The sequence below is a fragment of the Methylophaga sp. F7 genome, from assembly GCF_056863975.1.
The window spans coordinates 54907-77945 of the sequence record NZ_CM166511.1 but is presented as its reverse complement, the minus strand read 5'-3'; the positions used below and the strand labels follow the sequence as shown (position 1 = coordinate 77945).

Annotated in this window: 19 protein-coding genes; 12 read left to right on the top strand and 7 right to left on the bottom strand. The window is 46.4% G+C overall.

Going from position 1 to position 23039, the window contains the following annotated elements:
• Window positions 1-25 precede the first annotated feature (25 nt).
• The 3 genes from AC08OG_RS00375 to topA all read left to right on the top strand — a co-directional run bounded on the left by AC08OG_RS00375 (window position 26) and on the right by topA (window position 3171).
• Window positions 26-313 (top strand): DprA-like winged helix domain-containing protein, encoded by a 288-nt coding sequence (locus tag AC08OG_RS00375; protein WP_482930561.1) that lies wholly within the window; start codon window positions 26-28, stop codon window positions 311-313.
• Between the two features lie 23 nt (window positions 314-336).
• Window positions 337-804, top strand: a complete 468-nt coding sequence (locus AC08OG_RS00370; protein WP_292358527.1) for a Smg family protein — start codon at window positions 337-339, stop codon at window positions 802-804.
• A gap of 84 nt (window positions 805-888) precedes the next feature.
• Complete coding sequence (gene topA, locus AC08OG_RS00365) at window positions 889-3171, top strand: type I DNA topoisomerase (protein ID WP_292358525.1); 2283 nt, start codon at window positions 889-891, stop codon at window positions 3169-3171.
• A gap of 52 nt (window positions 3172-3223) precedes the next feature.
• On the opposite strand, the gene AC08OG_RS00360 is transcribed toward topA, so the two are convergent.
• The 3 genes from AC08OG_RS00360 to purE are packed head-to-tail and all read right to left on the bottom strand — an operon-like array spanning window position 3224 to window position 5138.
• On the bottom strand, window positions 3224-3499 hold the full coding sequence (locus tag AC08OG_RS00360) for an Rdx family protein (protein WP_292358523.1): 276 nt from the start codon (window positions 3497-3499) through the stop codon (window positions 3224-3226).
• Window positions 3499-4629 carry a 5-(carboxyamino)imidazole ribonucleotide synthase gene (locus tag AC08OG_RS00355; RefSeq protein WP_292358522.1) on the bottom strand — a complete coding sequence of 377 codons (1131 nt, stop codon included), beginning with the start codon at window positions 4627-4629 and terminating at the stop codon, window positions 3499-3501. The genes AC08OG_RS00360 and AC08OG_RS00355 overlap by 1 nt, the downstream gene beginning before the upstream one ends.
• A 14-nt stretch (window positions 4630-4643) precedes the next feature.
• Window positions 4644-5138, bottom strand: a complete 495-nt coding sequence (gene purE, locus AC08OG_RS00350) for a 5-(carboxyamino)imidazole ribonucleotide mutase (protein ID WP_292358520.1) — start codon at window positions 5136-5138, stop codon at window positions 4644-4646.
• A gap of 233 nt (window positions 5139-5371) precedes the next feature.
• Here purE and gltB point away from each other — a divergent pair, with 233 nt between their 5' ends.
• The 3 genes from gltB (at window position 5372) to hemE (ending at window position 12490) form a co-directional block, all read left to right on the top strand.
• Window positions 5372-9862, top strand: coding sequence for a glutamate synthase large subunit (gene gltB / locus AC08OG_RS00345; protein ID WP_292358518.1), 4491 nt, complete (start codon window positions 5372-5374; stop codon window positions 9860-9862).
• Between the two features lie 23 nt (window positions 9863-9885).
• Window positions 9886-11292, top strand: a complete 1407-nt coding sequence (locus tag AC08OG_RS00340; protein WP_292358517.1) for an FAD-dependent oxidoreductase — start codon at window positions 9886-9888, stop codon at window positions 11290-11292.
• 133 nt (window positions 11293-11425) lie between these two features.
• A complete protein-coding gene (gene hemE / locus AC08OG_RS00335; RefSeq protein ID WP_292358515.1) occupies window positions 11426-12490 on the top strand; it encodes a uroporphyrinogen decarboxylase in 1065 nt (354 codons plus the stop codon).
• A gap of 69 nt (window positions 12491-12559) precedes the next feature.
• Here hemE and AC08OG_RS00330 read toward each other — a convergent pair whose 3' ends face one another.
• From AC08OG_RS00330 to AC08OG_RS00320, 3 genes are all read right to left on the bottom strand, one after another.
• Window positions 12560-13834 carry an ammonium transporter gene (locus AC08OG_RS00330; RefSeq protein WP_292358514.1) on the bottom strand — a complete coding sequence of 425 codons (1275 nt, stop codon included), beginning with the start codon at window positions 13832-13834 and terminating at the stop codon, window positions 12560-12562.
• An 18-nt stretch (window positions 13835-13852) separates the two neighbouring features.
• Window positions 13853-14191: a P-II family nitrogen regulator gene (locus AC08OG_RS00325; RefSeq protein ID WP_226075668.1), complete on the bottom strand. Its 339-nt coding sequence runs from the start codon at window positions 14189-14191 to the stop codon at window positions 13853-13855.
• Between the two features lie 63 nt (window positions 14192-14254).
• Window positions 14255-14986 (bottom strand): TorF family putative porin, encoded by a 732-nt coding sequence (locus AC08OG_RS00320; RefSeq protein WP_292358510.1) that lies wholly within the window; start codon window positions 14984-14986, stop codon window positions 14255-14257.
• Window positions 14987-15272: 286 nt separating this feature from the next.
• Between AC08OG_RS00320 and lgt the strand changes: the two genes are divergently transcribed.
• Window positions 15273-16046 (top strand): prolipoprotein diacylglyceryl transferase, encoded by a 774-nt coding sequence (gene lgt, locus AC08OG_RS00315; protein ID WP_292358508.1) that lies wholly within the window; start codon window positions 15273-15275, stop codon window positions 16044-16046.
• Here lgt and AC08OG_RS00310 read toward each other — a convergent pair.
• Window positions 16043-16402: a diacylglycerol kinase gene (locus AC08OG_RS00310; protein WP_292358505.1), complete on the bottom strand. Its 360-nt coding sequence runs from the start codon at window positions 16400-16402 to the stop codon at window positions 16043-16045. The two genes, lgt and AC08OG_RS00310, sit on opposite strands and share 4 nt — an antisense overlap.
• A 152-nt stretch (window positions 16403-16554) precedes the next feature.
• On the opposite strand from AC08OG_RS00310, the gene mnmG reads away from it, so the two are divergent.
• The 5 genes from mnmG to AC08OG_RS00285 all read left to right on the top strand — a co-directional run bounded on the left by mnmG (window position 16555) and on the right by AC08OG_RS00285 (window position 22803).
• A complete protein-coding gene (gene mnmG, locus AC08OG_RS00305; protein ID WP_292358503.1) occupies window positions 16555-18438 on the top strand; it encodes a tRNA uridine-5-carboxymethylaminomethyl(34) synthesis enzyme MnmG in 1884 nt (627 codons plus the stop codon).
• Entirely contained in the window at window positions 18438-19064 is a 627-nt protein-coding gene (rsmG, locus tag AC08OG_RS00300; RefSeq protein ID WP_292358502.1) for a 16S rRNA (guanine(527)-N(7))-methyltransferase RsmG, read from the top strand. Before mnmG ends, rsmG begins: the two co-directional genes overlap by 1 nt.
• Window positions 19065-19069: 5 nt before the next feature.
• The gene (locus tag AC08OG_RS00295; RefSeq protein WP_014705464.1) at window positions 19070-19852 is read left to right on the top strand and encodes a ParA family protein; all 783 of its coding nucleotides are present in this window, start codon (window positions 19070-19072) and stop codon (window positions 19850-19852) included.
• Window positions 19853-19870: 18 nt separating this feature from the next.
• The gene (locus AC08OG_RS00290; protein WP_292358499.1) at window positions 19871-20734 is read left to right on the top strand and encodes a ParB/RepB/Spo0J family partition protein; all 864 of its coding nucleotides are present in this window, start codon (window positions 19871-19873) and stop codon (window positions 20732-20734) included.
• 239 nt (window positions 20735-20973) lie between these two features.
• Window positions 20974-22803: a methyl-accepting chemotaxis protein gene (locus tag AC08OG_RS00285; RefSeq protein ID WP_292358498.1), complete on the top strand. Its 1830-nt coding sequence runs from the start codon at window positions 20974-20976 to the stop codon at window positions 22801-22803.
• Window positions 22804-23039: the final 236 nt, after the last annotated feature.

Here is a 23039-nt window from a genome sequence, read left to right as displayed (position 1 = left end):
GTTGATACGTGAGGGAGCAAAGCTGGTGGAAACGGCAAATGACATTATTGAAGAACTGGGGGCCATTGCCGGGGTTGTTCCGCAAGCTTTGGAGAAACCGACCTCATTAGAGCAAGCATCGGTGCAAGCAGAATTGGATAATGATTACCAGTTATTGTTTGAGTTTTTGGGTTATGACCCGATCCATATCGATATACTTATTGACAAAAGCGGATTGACGGCTGATGCCGTTTCATCCATGCTGTTATTACTGGAGCTGCAAGGTCAGGTTGCTTCACTGCCTGGAGGACGTTACGTTCGAAACGGAACCTGATCACGCCCACAACAGAGAAGCCGATGAAAGAAAATGTAATTGATGTGTTGCTCTATCTGTTCGAAAACTATATCGATACAGAAAATAGCAGTCAGCCTGATAAAGATGTCCTGGAGCTTGAATTAGAACAGGTCGGCTTTCAGGAAATGGAAATACACAAAGCACTTGATTGGCTAGACAATATGACGGTAGTGGCTCCGCAGACAGACAATCCCAATACACATATTCGTGTTTTCAGTGAGAGTGAAATAGAGCGTCTCGATATTCATTGTCGAGGCTATTTACTGTTTTTGGAACAGGTCGGTGTTTTGGATGTCGAAACTCGCGAAGTTGTTATTGAACGTGTATTGGCATTAGACAGCGAAGAAATTGATTTGGAACAGCTCAAGTGGGTCGTACTCATGGTGCTGTTTTATCAACCGGGCCGAGAAGTTGCTTATGCCTGGATGGAAGATCTGGTGTTTGAAGATTTGGAGGCGGTTATTCACTAAATCTGACCGCTCTTATTCTCCTTAATACTGCCCGTTTTACACGGGCAGTGTTATTTAGAGCGTCTATTTTTGGTACAGGATTATATGGGAAAAAAACTCGTTATTGTTGAGTCTCCGGCCAAGGCCAAGACCATCAAAAAGTATCTGGGCAAAGATGTAGAAGTCTTGGCATCTTATGGTCATGTGAGAGATTTACAGCCCAAAGAAGGAGCCGTCGATCCGTCAAATGATTTTGCGATGAAATATCAAGTGATTGATCGCAACAGCAAACATGTCGAGGCGATTGCCAAGGCCATGAAAAAAGCTGACACGCTCTATCTGGCAACGGATCCGGATCGTGAAGGAGAAGCAATCTCCTGGCATCTGTATGAGTTATTGAAAAAGAAGGGTGTGTTAAAAGATAAAGAAACCTTCCGTGTTGTTTTCCATGAGATCACCAAACAGGCCGTTAATGATGCGGTAGCCAATCCACGCGAATTGTCGATGGATCTGGTTAACGCTCAGCAGGCACGCCGTGCGCTAGACTATCTGGTCGGCTTCACCCTTTCCCCGTTATTATGGAAGAAAGTACGTCGCGGCTTATCTGCTGGCCGGGTACAAAGTCCTGCGTTACGGATGATTGTCGAGCGTGAGCTGGAAATTGAAGCTTTCAAAGCTCAGGAATACTGGACCATTGAAGCAGATGCCACCGCTGAGAAAACCCCGTTTCAGGCGAAGTTAACCCACTATAAAAATGAGAAGCTGAGCCAGTTCAGCATCGGTCATACCGAGCAAGCTGAGGATGTCGTTTCGACATTAACAAAAGCGGCTGAAGGTAAACTGCTAGTTACCCACGTTGAGAAAAAACAACGCAAGCGTAATCCTGCAGCACCATTTACTACCTCTACCTTGCAACAGGAAGCCTCCCGTAAGCTGGGGTTTGGCGCTCAGCGCACGATGAGTGTGGCACAGCAATTATACGAGGGTGTTGATACCGGTGAGGGTGCAGAAGGTTTAATCACCTACATGCGTACTGACTCGGTGTCGCTGGCGGCAGAAGCGATTGAAGAAATTCGCATGTTTATCGGTCAGCGCTATGGGGCGAAATCGGTACCAGGCAAACCGCAGGAATACAAAACCAAATCCAAAAATGCCCAGGAAGCGCATGAGGCAATAAGACCAACCTCAGTTTTACGCACGCCGGATGAAATGAAAGCATATTTATCCGTCGATCAACACAAACTTTATAACCTGATATGGCAGCGTACATTAGCCAGTCAGATGATCCACGCGACTTTGAATACCGTTGCCGTGGATCTGGGCTGTGGTAAGGGCAATACCTTCCGCGCCAATGGTTCTACCGTGGTAAACCCGGGTTTCATGAGTGTTTATCTGGAAGGGAAGGATGATACCAAGGGTGACAAAGATGAAAACATCCTGCCGCCGATGGAAGTCGGAGAGGTTGTTGATCTAGTCGCCATTCGCCCTGAACAGCACTTTACCGAGCCACCACCAAGATACAGTGAGGCCAGTCTGGTCAGAAGTCTGGAAGAACATGATATTGGTCGTCCTTCGACCTATGCCAGCATCATCTCTACATTATTGCAGCGTGAATATGTTGAGTTGATTAACAAACGTTTTCACCCCACCGATGTGGGACGTGTTGTCGGCAAGTTTCTGGTTCAGCATTTTACCCGTTATGTGGACTATGACTTTACTGCCAAATTGGAAGATGATCTGGATGCGGTGTCGCGGGGTGAAGCCGAGTGGATTCCTTTATTGCGCAATTTCTGGGGACCATTTAAAGAGCAGGTCGAAACCAAGGATAAAGAAGTCCAGCGTAGCGATGTCACTCAGGAACTGCTGGATGAAGATTGTCCTAAATGTGGTAAAAAACTATCCAGCAGGTTAGGCCGCAGTGGCCGGTTTATCGGCTGTACCGGTTATCCGGAATGCGATTACACCCGCAATATTGATGGTGAAGAAACCACCGCGAGTGAGCCGGAAGTGGTTGAAGGGCGTAAATGCCCGAAATGTGAATCGGATTTGTGGGTACGTACAGGTAAATACGGTAAATTTATCGGCTGTAGCAGTTACCCGAAATGCAAACACATTGAATCACTGGAGCAGCCTGAAAATACTGGCGTTGAATGCCCCAAATGTAATAAGGGCGAAATCCTGACGCGCAAGTCACGCCGAGGCAAAGTGTTTTATTCTTGCTCGGAATATCCGACCTGCGACTATGCATTATGGAACGAACCGATCAAAGAAGCCTGTCCAAATTGTCAGTGGCCGATATTGACCATTAAGACAACCAAGAGCAAAGGCACCGAAAAAGTCTGTCCGCAGAAGGATTGTGGCTTTAGTGAGAAAGTGGAAAGCGCTTAACAATAAAAAGGGACGCGAAAACGTCCCTTTTTTAATTCACCAAAGTGGAATTTTACTTTTTCCGATCCGAATGACCTAAATCCTGCTCAGGGGCAATTATGTCGCGGACCCGCTGCTTTAACTCAGTAATTTCCGGGAAACGGCCTTCCTGTTTTCTAGACCAGGCCAACTGATTGTCTGCTGTAACCTCAAAAGTACCGCCGGTACTCGGTTTAAGTGTTAATTCTGCAATCTCTCCATCAAAGGTGCTGAGCAACTCCTGCGCCATCCAGGCCGCACGGAGCATCCATCGACATTGGGTACAGTAAACAATGGTAACGCTATGCATTAGTCTGCTTTAATGTCGTCAAACACCGTATTGGCGGATTGCATTGCCAATTCAGGAGTGTCTGCCAGAACATTAAAGTGGCCCATCTTGCGTCCAGCACGGGCTTCTCTCTTGCCATACAAATGCAGTTTAATATCTGGTTTATTGAGTAGCTTATCCCAGCCAGGTTGACTGTTTCCCCATACATCACCCAGTAGATTAATCATCACCACAGGGGATATTAATTTGGAACTTCCAGCGGGTAAACCGCATAACATGCGTACCTGTTGTTCAAATTGCGATGTTCTGCAGGCATCCAGTGTGTAATGACCCGAATTATGCGGACGAGGGGCAATTTCATTGGCAATGATTTCGCCTTGCTTGGAAACGAAAAACTCAACCGCCATAGTGCCAACGTAATCAAGTCCATCAGCAATTTTACTGGCCATTTCAATAGCAGCAAGTTGCTGTGTTTCAGCGGCAGCGCTAGGCACAGTGGTTGAATGTAAAATTCCGTTGATGTGGACATTTTCTGCGACCGGGAAAGCGGTGATCTGACTATCTTCGCCACGCGCCAGAACAACCGAAATCTCGCGCTCCAAATCGATTCGCTGTTCCAGTACACATTCTTTTTGGCCTAAAGCTTCAAATGCTTCATAAGCAGCCTGTAAATCCTCACAAACAATCTGACCTTTTCCGTCATAGCCGAAGGTGGCAACTTTAAGAATGGCCGGGAATTTAATCTGAGTGCTGATATCAGCAAAATCATCCCGATGGGTTATGCGGACAAACGGCACGGTGGCAATGCCTTGCGCACGAATGAAGTTTTTCTCTATGTTACGGTTTTGCGTGCTGGCCAGAGCAGATGAGGAGGGATGCACAACGGTACGTTTTTCGAGAAAGGCCAGGGTGCTGGCGGGAATATTCTCAAACTCGGTAGTGATTGCTGCACAATGCTGAGCCAGCTCGGTCAAGGCTGCTTCATCTGTGTAAGCGGCACAGATATGCTGATCAGCGATAATTCCGGCAGGACTGTTTTTGTCTGGATCCAGCACAATAACCTTGTAGCCCATCGTCTGGGCCGCGGTGGTAAACATGCGGCCCAACTGACCGCCGCCAAGCATTCCTAATGTGGCACCTGGTAAAATCATCTACATCCTCAGTTCTAAGCTAATGGGGGAAGTGTCATATCCAGCACGGCCTGATGCTGATTTTTGCGGAACTGTTCCAGTTTTGCTGCCAGTTTTGTGTCATGAATTGCCAGTTGGGCAATAGCAAACAAAGCAGCATTTGCAGCGCCAGCTTCACCAATGGCAAAGGTAGCAACCGGAATACCTTTAGGCATTTGTACAATGGATAAAAGAGAGTCCTGGCCTTTGAGGTAACGCGAAGGAACCGGAACACCGAGTACCGGGACTAATGTGTTCGCCGCGAGCATACCTGGCAAATGGGCGGCCCCACCAGCTCCCGCGATGATACAGCTTAACCCTTTACTTTTAGCCGTTTTAGCGTATTCGGTAAGTAGATCCGGGGTTCGGTGAGCAGATACAACCTGAGTTTCGTAGGCAACGCCAAAAGCTTCAAGTTGTTCAACGGCTTTTTGCATGACTGGCCAGTCACTATTACTGCCCATCACTACGCCTACCAGTGGTTTGTCCATTGTTAGTCCGATTGTTTGTCAGAAAAGCAGTGCATTTTAGCTATTTTATTGAAAATAGGAAAATTTACTGCTGTTGGTTGTTGTCAAAAAAATGCAGCTAGAATTGAATGGTACCGGATCAATCGTTATACTAGGTGATCCTTTCTGCCGTGTTTTTGTGCGACGCTCCTCAGTTTAGACATAGCTGTGCCGGTTTAACTACCGGAGTGGAGCTGCGACGGCGCTAACAAACGATGAAGGTATGTGACGTGAGTCAGCCAACAGAACTAACACAAGGTCTTTACAGACCTGAATTTGAGCGCGATAACTGCGGATTCGGACTTATTGCTCAGATGGATGGTAAACCCAGTCACTGGCTTGTTAAGACAGCCATTGAAGCACTGGGTAACCTGACCCATCGTGGTGCAATCGGTGCGGATGGCAAAACCGGCGACGGTTGTGGTTTATTGCTAAAAAAACCTGACAGCTTTTTTAAAGCTATTGCCGAAGAGCTTGGCTTTTCGCTGGCACAGCGCTATGCAGTGGGTATGGTATTTCTGTCACAGGACGACACTAAAGCACAGTTAGCGCAGGACGCAGTTACCGCAAAGCTCATCGAACAAGGCCTGCAAATCGCTGGCTGGCGTGAAGTACCCGTTGAGCCTGAAGCAGCATGTGGTCAGGAAGCCTTGCGGCTGCTACCGAAGATGCGCCATGTATTTGTTAATGCTGGCGAGTCTATGGATGATGCGGCATTTGAACGCAATCTCTATATCGCGCGCCGTAAAGCTGAAAAAGCCATTACAGACGATAAAGATTTCTACATTCCAAGCCTGTCATCACAAGTGGTGTCTTATAAAGGCCTGGTAATGCCTTCATATTTGCCAGTGTTTTATAAAGATCTCAGTGATGAACGCATGGAAACTGCGATTTGTGTGTTCCATCAGCGTTTCTCTACCAACACCTGGCCGCAATGGCGTCTGGCTCAGCCATTCCGTTATCTCGCACACAATGGCGAAATCAATACTGTTCAAGGCAACCGGAACTGGGCCTTGGCGCGTGGTGCAAAATTTGCCACCTCGTTAATCGAGAATATGGAAGATATCCGCCCATTAGTTGGCACCAGCGGTTCTGACTCATCCAGTATGGATAATATGCTGGAAGCCTTGTTGGCTGGTGGCGTAAGCATGTTCCGTGCAATGCGTTTACTGATCCCACCTGCTTGGCAGAACGATCCCACTATGGATGCTGACCTCAAGGCATTCTATGATTTTAATTCCATGCATATGGAACCATGGGATGGTCCAGCGGGTGTAGTTATCACTGATGGTCGTTATGCGGCATGTACCTTGGATCGTAATGGTTTGCGTCCAGCCCGTTATGTCATTACCAAAGACCGTCATATTACGTTGGCTTCTGAAGTAGGCGTGTACAACTATCAGCCGGAAGATGTGGTTGAAAAGGGACGACTGAAACCTGGTCAGATGCTGGCGGTAGATACCCAGACCGGTGAATTGTTGATGCCTGAAGATATCAACAATATGCTCAAAAAAGCACAGCCATATCGCGAGTGGCTGGATAATAATCTGCAGCGTCTTCACGACACAGAGAAAGATGACGAGCATACATTGCCTTCAATTCAGGGCGATGAGCTGGATATCTATGAAAAAATGTTCGGCGTCAGTTTTGAAGAACGTGATCAGGTCATTCGTGTATTAGGTGAGCTTGGTCAGGAAGCAACTGGATCAATGGGCGATGATAGCCCGTTTGCGGTGATGTCTGAGAAAGTGCGTTCATTGTATGACTATTTCCGTCAACAGTTTGCCCAGGTCACCAATCCACCTATCGATCCATTACGTGAAAACATAGTCATGTCTCTGGAGACGTGTATTGGTGAAGAGCGTAACCTGTTTGAAGAAGGTGAAGACCATGCCCAGCGTGTGGTACTTGATTCGCCTGTATTAACTGAAAAACTGTTTAAGCAGATCCTCAAGCTCGGCGATAACGATCCTGAATACAAATCTTACCGTATCTCTCTGAATTATCAGCCTGAAATAGGTTTGGAAAAAGCGATTGATAACATTTGTGCTGATGCAGAAAATGCCGTGCGTGATGGTAATGTCGTATTAGTGCTAAGCGATCGTGATATTTCCAAAGACACATTGCCGGTGCATGCTTTACTGGCAACTGGTGCGGTGCATCAGCATCTGATTAAAGCTGGTTTACGCTGTGATGCGAATATTATCGTTGAAACCGCGACAGCTCGTGATCCACATCACTTCGGTGTATTGCTGGGCTATGGTGCGACGGCAATTTATCCTTATCTTGCCTATGCTTGCCTGCAGGATCTGCGTGCCACCAATGAAATTAGAGATGTCGAACATGCCGAGTTATGTCGTCATTATCGTAAGGGCATCAATAAAGGTTTATTCAAAATCACCTCGAAAATGGGCATCTCGACAATTGCCAGCTATCGTGGGGCACAATTGTTTGAAATCGTTGGCCTGAATGATGCTGTTGTCGACAAGTGTTTTACTGCGACAACCAGTCGAGTGAATGGCGCTGATTTTGATGCGTTACATAACGATCAGTTACAGCTGAATAAACTGGCTTGGAATCAACGTAAAAAACGCGATCAAGGTGGTTTGCTGAAATTCATCCATGGCGGTGAGTACCATGCTTATAACCCGGATGTAATTGGCACCTTACAGAAAGCGGTTCAGGGCGGTAGTTATGATGACTATAAGGCCTATGCCGCTTTGGTGAACGAGCGTCCTGCAATGGTGTTGCGTGACTTGCTGGAAGTCAAACTGGCCGAAACGCCGTTGGATATTGAAGAAATTGAAGATACTGGCGCTATCCTGCAACGCTTTGACAGCGCTGGCATGTCTTTAGGAGCGTTATCGCCCGAAGCGCATGAAGCGCTGGCGATTGCGATGAACCGCTTAGGTGGTCGTTCAAACTCTGGTGAAGGTGGTGAAGATCCGGATCGTTTTGGTAACGAGCGTGTCTCCAAAATCAAACAGATTGCCTCAGGACGCTTTGGTGTAACGCCACATTATCTTGTGAATGCTGAAGTGTTGCAGATCAAAATTGCCCAAGGTGCGAAACCGGGTGAAGGTGGTCAGTTACCTGGTGGCAAAGTTAATCAGATGATAGCTACGCTTCGCCATTCCGTGCCTGGCGTAACCTTGATTTCACCGCCACCACATCATGATATCTATTCGATTGAAGATTTAGCGCAGCTGATCTTTGATCTGAAACAGGTGAATCCTGATGCATTGGTATCAGTAAAACTGGTCTCGCAAGCAGGTGTCGGAACCGTTGCTGCAGGTGTTGCAAAAGCCTATGCCGACTTGATAACCATCTCTGGTTATGACGGTGGTACTGGTGCAAGCCCACTGACTTCAGTCAAATATGCCGGTGGTCCATGGGAGCTTGGTTTGAGTGAAGCCCATCAGACTCTGCGTGCCAATGATTTACGTGACAAAGTACGTCTGCAAACAGACGGTGGCTTGAAAACCGGTCTGGATGTTATCAAGGCAGCTATTTTAGGTGCTGAAAGCTTTGGTTTTGGTACCGGGCCCATGGTTGCGTTGGGTTGTAAATATCTGCGGATTTGTCATTTGAATAACTGTGCAACCGGTGTTGCAACACAAAATGAAAAACTGCGGACGCAGCACTTTATTGGCTTGCCGCAGATGGTGATGAACTACTTCCAGTTTGTTGCACGTGAAACGCGTGAATGGTTGGCAAAACTGGGTGTGCGTAGTTTGCAAGATTTGATCGGCCGTACTGATTTGCTCGAAATCCTTCCAGGGACGACGGATAAACAGCGTGGGCTGAACCTGCAACCATTGTTGTCGAATGCCGGTGTTCCTGCTGACAAACCGCAATTCTGCCTCGAGCCGAAAAATGAACCCTATGATAAGGGTGAGCTGGCTGAGCAAATGGTAGTGGATATTAAAGAAACCATCGTCAATAAAACCGGCGGTGAATTCAGTTACCAAATTCGTAACATCAACCGTTCAATCGGTGCCCGTTTGTCTGGTGAGATCGCCAAGGTTCATGGCAATTACGGCATGATTGATAAACCTATTCGTCTGAACCTCAAAGGTTCTGGCGGACAAAGTTTTGGTGTATTCAATGCCGGTGGTCTGGAGATGCGTCTTGAAGGCGATGCCAATGACTATGTTGGTAAAGGCATGGCAGCAGGTAAGCTGACCATCTACCCATCACCGGAAAGTGATTTTGAAACGCAAAATGCCAGCATTATCGGTAACACCTGTTTATATGGTGCTACAGGTGGTGAACTGTATGCTGCAGGTAAAGCAGGTGAACGCTTTGCGGTTCGTAATTCCGGAGCAGTTGCGGTTGTTGAAGGCGTTGGTGATCACGGTTGTGAGTATATGACCGGCGGTGTTGTTACTGTGCTGGGTGAAACGGGACTCAACTTCGGTGCTGGCATGACCGGTGGTCTTGCTTATGTGCTGGATCTGGATAACACCTTTGCGGAACGTTATAACGAAGAGCTGGTTGAATTGGTGCGGATTGACAGCGACGAAATGTCCGAAGCTGCTCTGCATCTAAAAGGCCTTATTGAAGACCACGTGCGTGAAACAGGTAGTGTCTGGGCGCACCAGATTCTGGACCGCTTTGAACAGGCGATTAAAGAATTCTGGCTGGTCAAACCCAAAGCAGCGTCATTGGATGGTTTATTAAAAATCGCCACCAAAGCGGCCTGATACAACTGGTAAAACTAATAACGATGAAAAAAAATACGTTTCAATTTTTAGATGTAGGTCGTGTCGACCCAAAAAAGCTGGATGCAAACGTTCGTAAACAGCAATTTGGTGAAATCTATGGGGAATTTGATGCATCTCAGGCAGCTGAGCAGTCAGACCGCTGCCTGGAATGTGGTAACCCTTATTGTGAGTGGAAGTGTCCAGTACATAACTATATTCCGAATTGGCTGAAACTGATTAGTGAAGGCAATCTGGAACAAGCTGCTGAACTGGCACACCAAACCAATACATTGCCTGAAATCTGTGGCCGGGTATGTCCTCAGGATCGTCTATGTGAGGGTGCCTGTACCCTAAATGATGGTTTTGGTGCAGTCACCATTGGCTCAGTAGAAAAATACATTACGGATACTGCCCTGACCCAGGGCTGGCGTCCGGATTTATCCAACGTTGTCGATACCGGTAAACGGGTTGCTGTGATTGGTGCTGGTCCGGCAGGCTTAGGTGCTGCTGACGTATTGGTTCGCAATGGCGTTAAGCCTGTTGTGTTTGATCGCTATCCGGAAATTGGTGGTCTGCTGACATTCGGTATTCCAGAATTCAAACTGGAGAAAGAGGTTGTTAAACGCCGTCGTGAAGTCATGGAAGGTATGGGAATTGAATTCCGCCTAAATACTGACGTGGGCAAAGACGTTGAATTTGATGCTTTGCTTGAAGAGTACGATGCTGTTTTCCTGGGAATGGGTACATACACCTATATGAAAGGCGGCTTCCCTGGTGAAGAATTGCCTGGCGTGTATGAAGCATTGCCTTATCTGGTGGCCAACAACAAAAAACTGCTGGATCTTCCTTCAGAAAACTATGTTTCACTGGAAGGTAAGCGTGTAGTCGTTCTCGGTGGTGGTGATACCGCTATGGATTGCAACCGTACGGCGATTCGCCAGGGGGCAACCAATGTTATCTGTGCCTATCGCCGTGATGAAGAAAACATGCCTGGTTCACGCCGTGAAGTGAATAATGCGCGTGAAGAAGGCGTTGAATTTATGTGGAATCGTCAGCCGATTGAAATCGTTGGTGATGGCAATAAAGTCACCGGTGTCAAAGTTGTGACCACTGCAATGGGCGAACCCGATGAGCGTGGACGTCGTCGTCCCGAGCCGGTCGCTGGCAGTGAAGAAATCATTTCAGCAGATGCGGTTGTTATTGCGTTTGGTTTCCGTCCAAGCCCAGCGCCATGGTTTGAAAAGTTTAATGTCAGCATTGATGATGGTGGCCGTGTGGTTGCCCCAGCTGAAGGTAATTGTGCCTATCAAACCACTAATCCGAAAATCTTTGCCGGCGGTGATATGGTCCGTGGATCTGATTTAGTGGTGACCGCTGTTTGGGAAGGTCGACAGGCAGCTGAAGGCATTCTTGATTATCTGGAAGTTTAAACTTCAGTACATATCTGAAAAATAGTGGCAATTTTATCGCACTGGGTTGGTCCTACTCGCTTGAGTAGACCTCTCAGTGCGATTTTGTTTCTGAGCTAGGAAATTTTGCCATCAACAATAAAAAGGTGCTCCGGTGTCCGAATTAAAAAATGATCGTTATCTGCGTGCTTTATTAAAGCAGCCTGTCGACAAAACACCCATATGGATTATGCGTCAGGCCGGACGATATTTACCAGAATATCGTCAGGTGCGCGAAAAAGCCGGTGATTTTATGACTTTGTGCACCACGCCGGAGCTGGCCTGTGAAGTCACTTTACAGCCACTGCGACGTTATGATCTTGATGCTTCGATTATCTTTTCTGATATTTTGACCATTCCTGATGCAATGGGACTTGGGTTACATTTTGTTACCGGAGAAGGACCAAAATTTCACAAAACAGTCCGCAGTGCAGCCGATGTAGCCAATCTCAGCGTACCGGATATGGAAGATAGTCTGGGGTATGTGATGGATGCTATCCGCCTGACACGTAGAGAAATTGATGGCAAAGTGCCTTTAATTGGCTTTAGTGGCAGTCCCTGGACTTTGGCGTGTTATATGGTTGAAGGCAGTTCCAGCAAGGATTTCGCCAAAATCAAAGCCATGATGTTTGATACACCTGATGTCATGCATGATTTGTTATCCGTACTTGCCAAGTCAGTCACTGCTTACCTGAATGCACAAATTGCTGCTGGTGCCCAGGCGTTAATGTTATTTGATACCTGGGGCGGAGCATTAAGTGGACCAAATTACAGAGAATTCTCCCTTGCTTATATGCAGCAAATTATCAGCGGTTTAACCAAAGAAAATGATGGCAGACGTGTGCCGGTAACCATGTTTACCAAAGGTGGGGGCCAGTGGTTAAGCCATATGGCTGAAGTCGGAGCTGATGCGTTAGGACTGGACTGGACCACTGATCTTTCACTGGCACGTTATCAGATAGGCGATAAAGTCGCTTTACAGGGCAATATGGATCCTTGTGTTTTATATGCTCAGCCCGAACGGATAAAAACAGAAGTAAAAGAAATCCTCAAAGCCTATGGTCACGGTAGTGGACATGTGTTTAATCTGGGGCATGGCATCCATCCGACTATAAATCCTGAACATGTCGCAGCATTGGTTGATGCTGTGCATGCTGAGAGTGTTCAGTATCATCAATAAAATCTTGTAAATTTCAGGCATAAAAAAGGGCAGGTAAAACCTGCCCTTTCCGTTTCAGTAAAGAATAACTTAGTTAGAGCTAGTGAACTCTGGGTATGCTTCCATACCACATTCCACCAAATCCACACCTTCGTATTCTTCTTCTTCGGTCACACGCAGACCCATAATCATTTTCAGTACTGCCCAGACAATGAAGCTGGAAACAAATACCCAAACGAAGATGGTAGCTGCACCGATGATTTGTGCTGAGAAACTGGCATCAGAGTTTGTCAAAGGCACTGCAAGCAGACCCCAAAGACCAACCACACCATGCACAGAGATAGCACCGACAGGATCGTCGATTTTAACTTTGTCCATAAAGACGATTGAGAACACCACAATTACACCACCGACAGCACCGATAATGGTAGCCATTAATGGAGTTGGCGTGTCTGGACCAGCAGTAATCGCTACCAGACCAGCTAAAGCACCGTTCAAAATCATGGTTAAGTCAGCTTTACCAAACAGTAATTTGGCGACAACCAAAGCAGCGATAACACCACCAGCAGCCGCTGCATTTGTGTTCAGGAACACCATCGCAACAGCGTTAGCGCTAGCCATATCGCCTAATTTCAATACAGAACCGCCGTTAAAGCCGAACCAACCCATCCACAGGATGAATGTACCTAAAGTTGCTAATGGCAGGTTTGCACCTGGTATCGGACGAACTTCACCGTTAGGGCCATATTTGCCTTTACGAGCACCCAGTAGGATAACACCGGCTAATGCTGCAGCAGCCCCTGCCATATGAACGATACCGGAACCAGCAAAGTCAAGGAAGCCAAGGTCACCCAGGTTATACATGCCAAATACATCAGCACCGCCCCAAGTCCATGAACCTTCTAATGGATAGATAAACGCAGTCATCACAACAGCAAATGCAGCGAATGCCCACAATTTCATACGTTCAGCAACAGCACCAGAAACGATAGACATTGCCGTAGCAACAAACACTACCTGGAAGAAAAAGTCAGATGCGGCAGAGTAAACTGCACCACCTTCAAAACCCTCTTCAGCAGATGCTGCCAATGCATCAGCAACCAGTGTTTCACCGCCATCAATTCCAGCCAGGAATAAACCGCCGCCGTACATGATGTCATAACCCACTACCAAATAAGAGGTACAGGCAATGGCAAACAACATAACGTTTTTGGTCAGAATTTCAGTGGTATTTTTCGCACGAACCAGACCTGCTTCAAGCATCGAGAAGCCAGCCGCCATCCACATAACCAGAGCACCACATACTAAAAAGTAAAAGGTGTCCATGGCGTACTGGAGTTGGAAGATTTGATTTCCTAATTCCATGTTAATGTCTCCTCAAGCTTACAGAGCATCAGGGCCGGTTTCGCCAGTGCGAATCCGAACCACTTGCTCAAGTGGGTAAACGAAGATCTTGCCATCACCGATTTTGCCAGTGTTAGCACCCTTGATAATAGCTTCGATAACTTGTTCTACGATGCCGTCATCAATTGCGATTTCCAGTTTCAATTTAGGCAGGAAATCCACAACGTACTCCGCCCCACGGTATAACTCCGTGTGACCCTTTTGACGTCCAAATCCTTTTACTTCAGAAACCGTTAAACCTTGTACGCCGATTTCAGAGAGTGATTCGCGGACATCATCAAGCTTGAAGGGCTTGATAATAGCTACAACTTGTTTCATAAGCGTATTCCTTCTTTAGAAAAGATGGCTCTGTTTACCAGAGCCATCTGCTTGGGGTGTGTTTTAGAATGATGAACTCACGCTTACTAAGAAACGATCATCTGCATTACTATCAACCACGGCAAAATCTTCACCATCGCTATCTGTTCCGTAATAGCCAACAGACCAATCCAGACCAGCAAAGCCTTTCGTTACACCAATGCCGTAATCGCTGTAGCTATCGCTTTTAGCAGGATCCCCATCATTACGATCTGAGTCGGTGTAACCATAATGTGCTGATAACGCTAAACCATATGGAAGATCATAATCAAAGCCGAGTTTATAGTAGATTTCGTCTTCGCCTGTATTGACCCAGTCACTAGTATAAAACACGGTAGCACTGAAGTAGCTGTATGAAAGGCCGCCATAATATTCGTTATAGTCCAGCTCTTCGTCATTTTCAGTACCTGGATACATATAACGAACCACGCCTAAATCATAGCCGATGCCACTTTCGCCAAACTCATTGGCAAAACCGGCATACACATCAATTTCAATATTCGTTTCATCGTCGATAGAAAGGTTAGAAGCCCATGTGCCAGCATAAAGACCAGATGCATGTGCGTAGTCAAAACCACCTTGAATAGCAGGTTTATCATCGGTAAAAGAAATACCTCTGAATAAGTAGTCGCTGAACAGGCCAACATTAGCACTGGTTGAATGCGCACCATCTTCGCTTTCCCATGCCATTGCTGATGAAGCGGCGAAAACTGATGTAGCAGCAAGACATATTGCTGAGAGCGTTTTGAATTTCATTTATATCTCCTCGTTTGAATTGTTTTAGTCTTGTTGAATCCGATGCGTTGATTTTTTACAACACCGTGTATTCAGACTGCCACAACTAACGCAGTTTATATGCCACATTTGAAAACACTTTTAATTACAATGAGATGGGATAATTTCGGGTTGGTTTTAGCTTAATAAAAGGCTTATTTTGGTGCGCCGTAGAAATTGTCGCGCCCAATAATGGTGCAAAATTCTGTAATGAAGATTCATAGCGAGCTTGATATGATGCCTGCACCATAGTAAACGAGAACAAAAAATGACTTACCCACAGATTGATCCTGTCGCCTTGGAGCTTGGTCCCTTAGCCATTCATTGGTATGGATTAATGTATCTGTTTGGTTTTGTTGCGGCCTGGATGCTGGCCAGATCGAGAGCCAATGATCATGGTTGGGAAAAATCTCAGGTAGAAGACCTGCTTTTCTATGGTGCGATTGGTGTAATCATCGGTGGAAGAATTGGCTATGCACTTTTTTATGATTTGCCAAATGTCATAAATAACCCATTGAATCTGTTTAAGGTCTGGCAGGGAGGCATGTCATTTCATGGCGGATTGCTTGGTGTGTTATTGGCAATCTGGTTATTTGGTCGCAAGACAAACCGATCCTTTTTTGAAATCAGTGATTTCGTCGCACCATTAGTCCCATTAGGTTTGTTTTTTGGTCGAATAGGCAATTTTATCAATGGCGAGTTATGGGGTAGAGTCTCTGATGTGCCCTGGGCGATGGTGTTTCCAACAGGTGGTCCGTTAGCGCGTCATCCATCCCAGCTTTACCAGGCGATGATGGAAGGCTTGTTACTATTTATTATTCTCTGGTGGTTCTCGGCAAAAAACCGCCCACGGGCAGCGGTTTCAGGACTGTTTTTACTGGGCTATGGGTGTTTCCGCTTTATCGCCGAATTTTTCAGGGTTCCCGATCCGCAATATGGTTATCTGGCATTTAATTGGTTCACCATGGGGCAGTTGTTATGTGTACCGATGATCATTGCAGGTTTGATTATCATAATTTGGGCTTATCAAAGAAAAACTTAATCCAGCAAAATCATCAGCCAGGTCGCTGCACTAAGCAATAAGGTCATTAATACCGCCAGAGAGCCGTAATCTTTGGCTCGGCCAGAGAGCTTATGTACATCAGTGCTGACGCGATCCACCACACACTCGATGGCCGAGTTAAGTGCTTCAACAATTAAAACAGCTACTAGAGAGGCGATCATCAAAAGCCTTTCGGCTGGAGTGACATCCAGAAAAAAGCTTACAAACCCCAGTAATAACAACAAGATAAACTCCTGCCGAAAAGCAGATTCATAACGGATTCCAGCATACAGGCCTTGTAACGAATAAACTAAAGCAAACAGCAATCGCTTAATACCAGTATTTTTCTCAATCATGTCACTCCGTCCAATTGTTGTATTGAGGTTTATTTACATATCATCAGCTCGATTTGTCCAAACTGATTATAAATGATTGAAATATTAGGCAAAGATTGTGACTGGCATGTTAAAATTCGCAATCTTTTACAAGTTTTTATCGCGGGTGAGTTATGCAGTTTCAAGATCAATATGACGTGATTGTCGTTGGCGGCGGCCATGCCGGCACCGAAGCCGCGTTAGCGGCTGCTCGCCAGGGCGTAAAAACACTGTTGCTTACACAGAATATTGAAACGTTAGGTCAGATGAGCTGTAACCCGGCCATTGGTGGTATCGGTAAAGGCCATCTGGTTAAGGAAATTGATGCGCTGGGTGGCATCATGGCAAAAGCTGCTGACCGTGCAGGTATTCAGTTCAGAATCCTTAATGCCAGCAAAGGACCTGCGGTCAGGGCAACCCGTGCTCAGGCTGATCGGATTCGTTATAAAGCGGCTATTCGTGAAGTACTGGAATCACAGCCCAATCTCTATTTATTCCAGCAAGCCGTTGATGATCTGATTGTAGAAAATGATCGTGTTGCCGGCGTAGTCACCCAGTCAGGTTTACGCTTTGGTGCTAAAACGGTGGTGCTCACAGTGGGCACTTTCCTTGGTGGTGTCATCCATATCGGTTTGCAACGTCATCAAGGTGGTCGGGCAGGAGACCCTGCCTCTGTGGCGCTAGCAGAACGTTTACGTGCTTTACCGTTCCGGGTTGATCGATTAAAAACCGGCACACCACCGCGTATTGCGACCAGCAGTATTGATTTTTCCCAGTTAGCCGAACAACCGGGTGACAACCCAACACCGGTCTTTTCTTTTCTGGGTAAGCGGAAAGATCATCCAACCCAGATATCCTGCTATATCACCCACACCAATGAAAAAACTCATCAGGTGATCCGTAATAATCTGGATCGATCGCCGATGTACAGTGGTGAAATTGAAGGCATTGGTCCACGTTACTGCCCTTCAATTGAAGATAAAGTGGTGCGTTTTGCTGATCGGAATTCACACCAGATATTCCTTGAACCGGAAGGTCTGAACTGCAACGAAGTCTACCCCAACGGTATTTCCACCAGCCTGCCATTTGATGTGCAATATGAAATTGTGCGTTCAATGAAAGGTTTGGAAAATGCCCATATCACCCGTCCGGGCTATGCCATTGAATATGACTTTTTTGATCCAAGGGATTTAACGCCTTGGCTGGAAACCAAACATATGCCGGGTCTGTTCTTTGCCGGACAGATCAATGGTACAACGGGTTATGAAGAAGCCGCCGCACAGGGGTTAATCGCTGGACTTAATGCCGGCTTGCAGGCTCGAGAGCTCGAGCCTTGGTATCCACGTCGTGATGAAGCCTATATTGGAGTATTAATTGATGACTTGATCACCTCCGGCACCAAAGAGCCTTATCGCATGTTCACCAGTCGTGCGGAATATCGTCTGATGTTACGTGAGGATAATGCTGATTCCCGACTGACACCTATTGGCCGTCAGTTAGGCATTGTCGATGATGAGCGCTGGAGCGTATTCAGTGAAAAACTGGAAGCCATTGATAAAGAAAATACCCGCTTGAATACCATGCGCGTGTCACCGGAAAAAATAGATCAACAACGTGCGACGTCTGTGCTGGGTGAGCCTCTGGCCAAAAGCAGTACGGCAATCGAGTTATTACGTCGTCCAAGTGTGGATTATCAAGGCTTGATGACATTACTGGACGAAGAGCAAATCGTTGCTGATGATGTGGCTGAGCAGGTAATGATTCAGGTGAAGTACGCTGGCTATATCAATCGCCAGCAAAATGAAGTCAACCGTTTACAGCGCAATGAAAATACATCTCTGCCGGATGATTTGGATTATAAAAATGTGCGTGGCCTATCTAATGAAGTACGTGAAAAATTACAAAATGCCAAACCACAGAGTTTAGGGCAGGCTGCGCGGATTTCCGGCGTGACACCGGCTGCCGTTTCATTATTGCTGGTTCATCTGAAACGTTCAGGCTGGAGCGAAGCCAGCTGATGGCGGTTGATTTAAAGGCACAGCTCGACAAGGGCTGTGCTGAACTGCAATTACAACTTTCCGACCAGCAAAAAATCCAACTACTGGATTATCTTGCGCTACTGCAAAAATGGAATAAGGTTTATAACCTGACCTCAGTGCGTGATCCACAAGGCATGTTGACGCGACATATCCTTGATAGTCTGTCGCTTATTCCTTATTTACAGTGCAACAGTTTGCTGGACGTTGGAAGTGGTGCTGGCCTTCCAGGTATTCCAGTGGCGATCTGTTTTCCGCAAATGGCGGTGACTCTGCTTGATAGCAATATCAAAAAAACACGTTTTTTACAGCAAGTGAAGGCCGAGCTTAAATTGAATAATGTCACGGTAATACATGGCCGAGTTGAGCAACTTACCCTGCCAAAATTTGAGGTAATAACCGCCCGCGCTTTCGCTACAATTGCCGAGATTATTGATTTAGCCGCGAGACACTGCGATGATGCGGGCAGCCTGATTTTAATGAAAGGCGTATACCCGGAACAGGAACTAGCTAGTGTTGGCGGCGGTTTTACATTGAAAGATGTGATTGCTCTGAATGTCCCGGGAGATCAGGCTGAAAGGCATCTGGTAAGACTGATTAAGGATTAATGTCAGTGGGAAATATATTTGCGGTTACTAACCAGAAAGGCGGTGTCGGTAAAACGACTACCACGGTAAATCTGGCAGCGTCGCTTGCCGATTCAGGCAAGAAAGTGCTGATGATTGATTTGGATCCGCAGGGTAATGCCACCACCGGGTGCGGTATTGATAAAGACGCCATCGAAACCAGCAGTTATGACGTCATTATGGCGGAAGCCAAAGCCAGTGATGCCATCATTCGTCCGGAAGGATTGGGCTTTGATGTAATGCCAACCAATACCGACCTGACTGCCGCCGAAGTCCAGCTGTTGGAAATCAAATTACGTGAACATCGCCTGCGACTGGCGTTGGAGTCCAGCAAGGAAAAATACGACTTTATCCTGATCGACTGTCCTCCCTCCCTGAGCATGCTTACGGTAAATGCTCTGGTGGCTTCCAAAGGTGTATTGATCCCGATTCAGTGTGAATATTATGCCCTTGAAGGACTGACTTCTCTGCTGCGTACCATTGAACGGGTTAAACAGCGAGCCAATCCCGCTTTAGAAGTGACTGGCATGGTGCGTACCATGTTTGATGCACGTAATAATCTTGCCAATCAGGTATCACGACAGTTGATAAGTCATTTCCAAGGCAAAGTCTTTCATTCAATCATCCCGCGGAATGTTCGTTTGGCTGAAGCCCCCAGTCATGGTCTGCCTGTGTTAAATTATGACCGGGCTTCGCGTGGATCAATTGCCTATATGGCGCTGGCAAGTGAATTGATGCGACGTGATAAAAAAGCAACAGCGGCAAGCTAACACACAGGTATTCCCAGCATGGTAAGTAAAAAAAGAGGATTAGGCAGAGGACTTGATGCACTGTTAGGTGACGTCAATCAGGATGAAAATAACCTGAACGACAGCTTGCAACATTTTCCGCTGGACATGATTCAACCTGGTAAATACCAGCCGCGCATGGATATGTCTCAGGAATCTCTTGAAGAACTTGCCGATTCCATTCGCTCTCAAGGTCTGGTTCAGCCGATTGTGGTCAGACCGATTGACGGTGGGCATTACGAAATCATTGCCGGTGAGCGCCGCTGGAGGGCTTCCAAGCTGGCTGGGCTGGAAAGTGTTCCGGTATTAATCAAGGATGTTTCGGATCGCAATGCGATTGCGATGGCCTTGATTGAAAATATCCAACGTGAAAATCTGAACCCGATGGAAGAGGCCAATGCTTTGCATCGGCTACGAGAAGAATTTGAATTAACTCACCAGCAAACCGCTGAGGCGGTGGGTAAGTCACGCGCGACCATCAGTAACTTACTGCGTCTGCGAAATCTTAATGATGACGTGAAGAAATTACTGGAAAACTGTGATCTGGAAATGGGCCATGCACGAACCCTGTTGGCTTTAGAGGGCGAAAGCCAATCCCAGGCAGCTTTACAAATCGTTGAAAAAGGCCTCTCGGTTCGTGAAACAGAACAGCTTATTCGTCGATTATTAAAGCCATCCACGGCAGATAAACAGGAAGTCCCACAACCTTCGCTGGAAGAAATCGAGCGAATCGAACAGCGCATCGCCGACAAGTTAGGTAAAGGTTTCAGTATCAAACACCGTCCTAATGGAAAGGGTAAGCTGGTTTTTGATTATTCCAATGTGGATGAGCTAAAACGCCTTATCAAACAAATAGGCGTATAAAGCCAGCGTCATTTCAAGTCCAACTATGTAATGTGCACATAATGAGTGAAAAGTCTGTTTCACTGTGGTGCAACTTTATTTCATTAGCGATGACTCCAAACACTTTAGCAGCATAAACTTAAACTTAGCTGCACCATAAGCTCAGGGTTTTAAAGCATTTCAATCTATTCAATATTGTAAATCCATTCGCTGGACTGACAATTGCATATTCCTGCTGACTCTAAACTAGGGAATCCGCAGTGAAATTGTTGAGCAGACTATTTAATTCATCTGAATTCATTGAAACTCAAATTGCAAGTACCACGGTGCAGGAAGATGTGGCATCAACTCCGCATTTTACCGAAGCAGAAAAACGCTTTTACCGTTCCCTGCAATTGGTGAGCAGTCAAACCGCCCAGCTTTCACGACAGGTTTTCCGTGCGCTTCAGGTTCAGGAAAACTTTTTATCAGAAATCGGCCAGCGTACTGACAAGCTGGATAATGAACTGCAGCGGGCCAGTGATTATCTGAATAGCTCAAATTCAACGGTCGGGGCTTTACAGGCCCAGATAGATGTTGAAGCGAACGAGGTAAACGCCGCAGTCGGCGAAGCGATGCAGCATATATCCCTTACCCTTGACGAAAAATCCCATAGTGTCACCGATGTGCTGGACGGCATTCTGGAAATTGGTAAAGGGGTAAATATGTTGGCACTTAATGCTGCTATTGAAGCTGCACGTGCCGGAGAACATGGGCGAGGATTTGCCGTGGTGGCTGATGAGGTCAGACGTCTTGCTGCGGTTACCATGGAACAGGCACAGCAGGCAGCCAGGCAACTGGACTTCACTCAGGTTAATGCCGAGCTGGATCAGATCCGTCAGACCAATTCTGAAAGACTGAACAGTTTTGTAGAGGTTATCCAATCGGCTACAGCACAGCTCACCGAATTATTTCAATCGATTAGTGAACAGTTGAACGCGGTGATGGAAAACACCGGAGTGATTTTTGAAACGCTGGATCTCAGTAATGGTGTTATGCAGCGTATACAAAGCAAGAATAAAATCATCAACGATGTGGTTGAAGATATGTCCACTGGACTGGAGCAAATTGATATACAAACAGCGGAGATCGATTCAGCAGTCAGGTCAATGGACAACACATTGAAAAAACTCTATCTGGTACCTGATGCATCACATGATCAACTTGACGATATTCTACAACGTGGAAAATTGAGGGTAGCGATAGAACCCAATTTTGTCGGTTTGTCGTTTCGTGAAAAACTCGGTGAGCCGCTGAAAGGACTCGATGTGGATTACGCCAGAGCTTTTGCACGTTACCTGGGTGTCGAATGTGAATTTATCGAAGCGCCTTGGGATATGTGCACAGAGTTGCTCACGGTGGGTAAAAAATATGGTGAACCGCCGGCGGATATTGTTATCAGTGCACTTCCTCCGTCGGCAGAATACGATAACGTGGCGTATTCTGAAGCCTACACATATCTGCATTGGGTATTGGCTCGCAGGAAAGGTGATAATCATATTAATCGGCTTGACGATCTAAATGGCAAAGTCGTTGGAATTATTAATGATCCGGCGGCGTTTCAAGTGCTTGAAGATTGCGGTATTCGCTGGAGCAGTAATGAAAACAAACCCGGTGAAAGGGTCCGACTGGATAATCTAATCGCTTATTCCGATCAAACGCGCATCCATAACTGTCTAGCGGATGGAGTAGTAGATGCCTTTGGGGTCGATTTGCCAATTTATTACTGGGCTTGTGAAAACCCTGCCAGTCCGTGGTTCGGCAAGATTGAAATTCTGCCAGGAAATATTGCGCCCCAACCGTATTATTACACCATGACAGTTAATGCCTGGGCATCAAGTTACCGTCTGCTGGCCAAAGCCAATGCGTTTATTCATTGGTTTAAACAACAGGATGAACGCCAGCAGATAGAACGTAAATGGCAGGGAGCCGCAGTAAATGGCGATATCAGTTACCGCGATGAGCCGGGGGATCTGATGGGGGAGGCCGAATTAAAAAATTTATACGAAGCACATTGCAGCAAATTTAAGCTGGCGCCCAAAAGTCTGTAATCGAAGGCAATGTAGTCTGAGGGGAAAAGAAGATAGTCGTTTTCTACAAAGTTAAATGTCTCGTTATTTAACCTCTTACGGGAAAATATCCCAGTTGTAATCTCCAAAAATCAGATGCCTTAGTGGAATCTTTCATAATTGTGAAGACTCTTCAAACAAAACACTAAATCAGTGTGACATCATCAATCAAAAATAAATTAAGCGATATAGTCGTTGACCGTGCAAAGGGTAGGTCT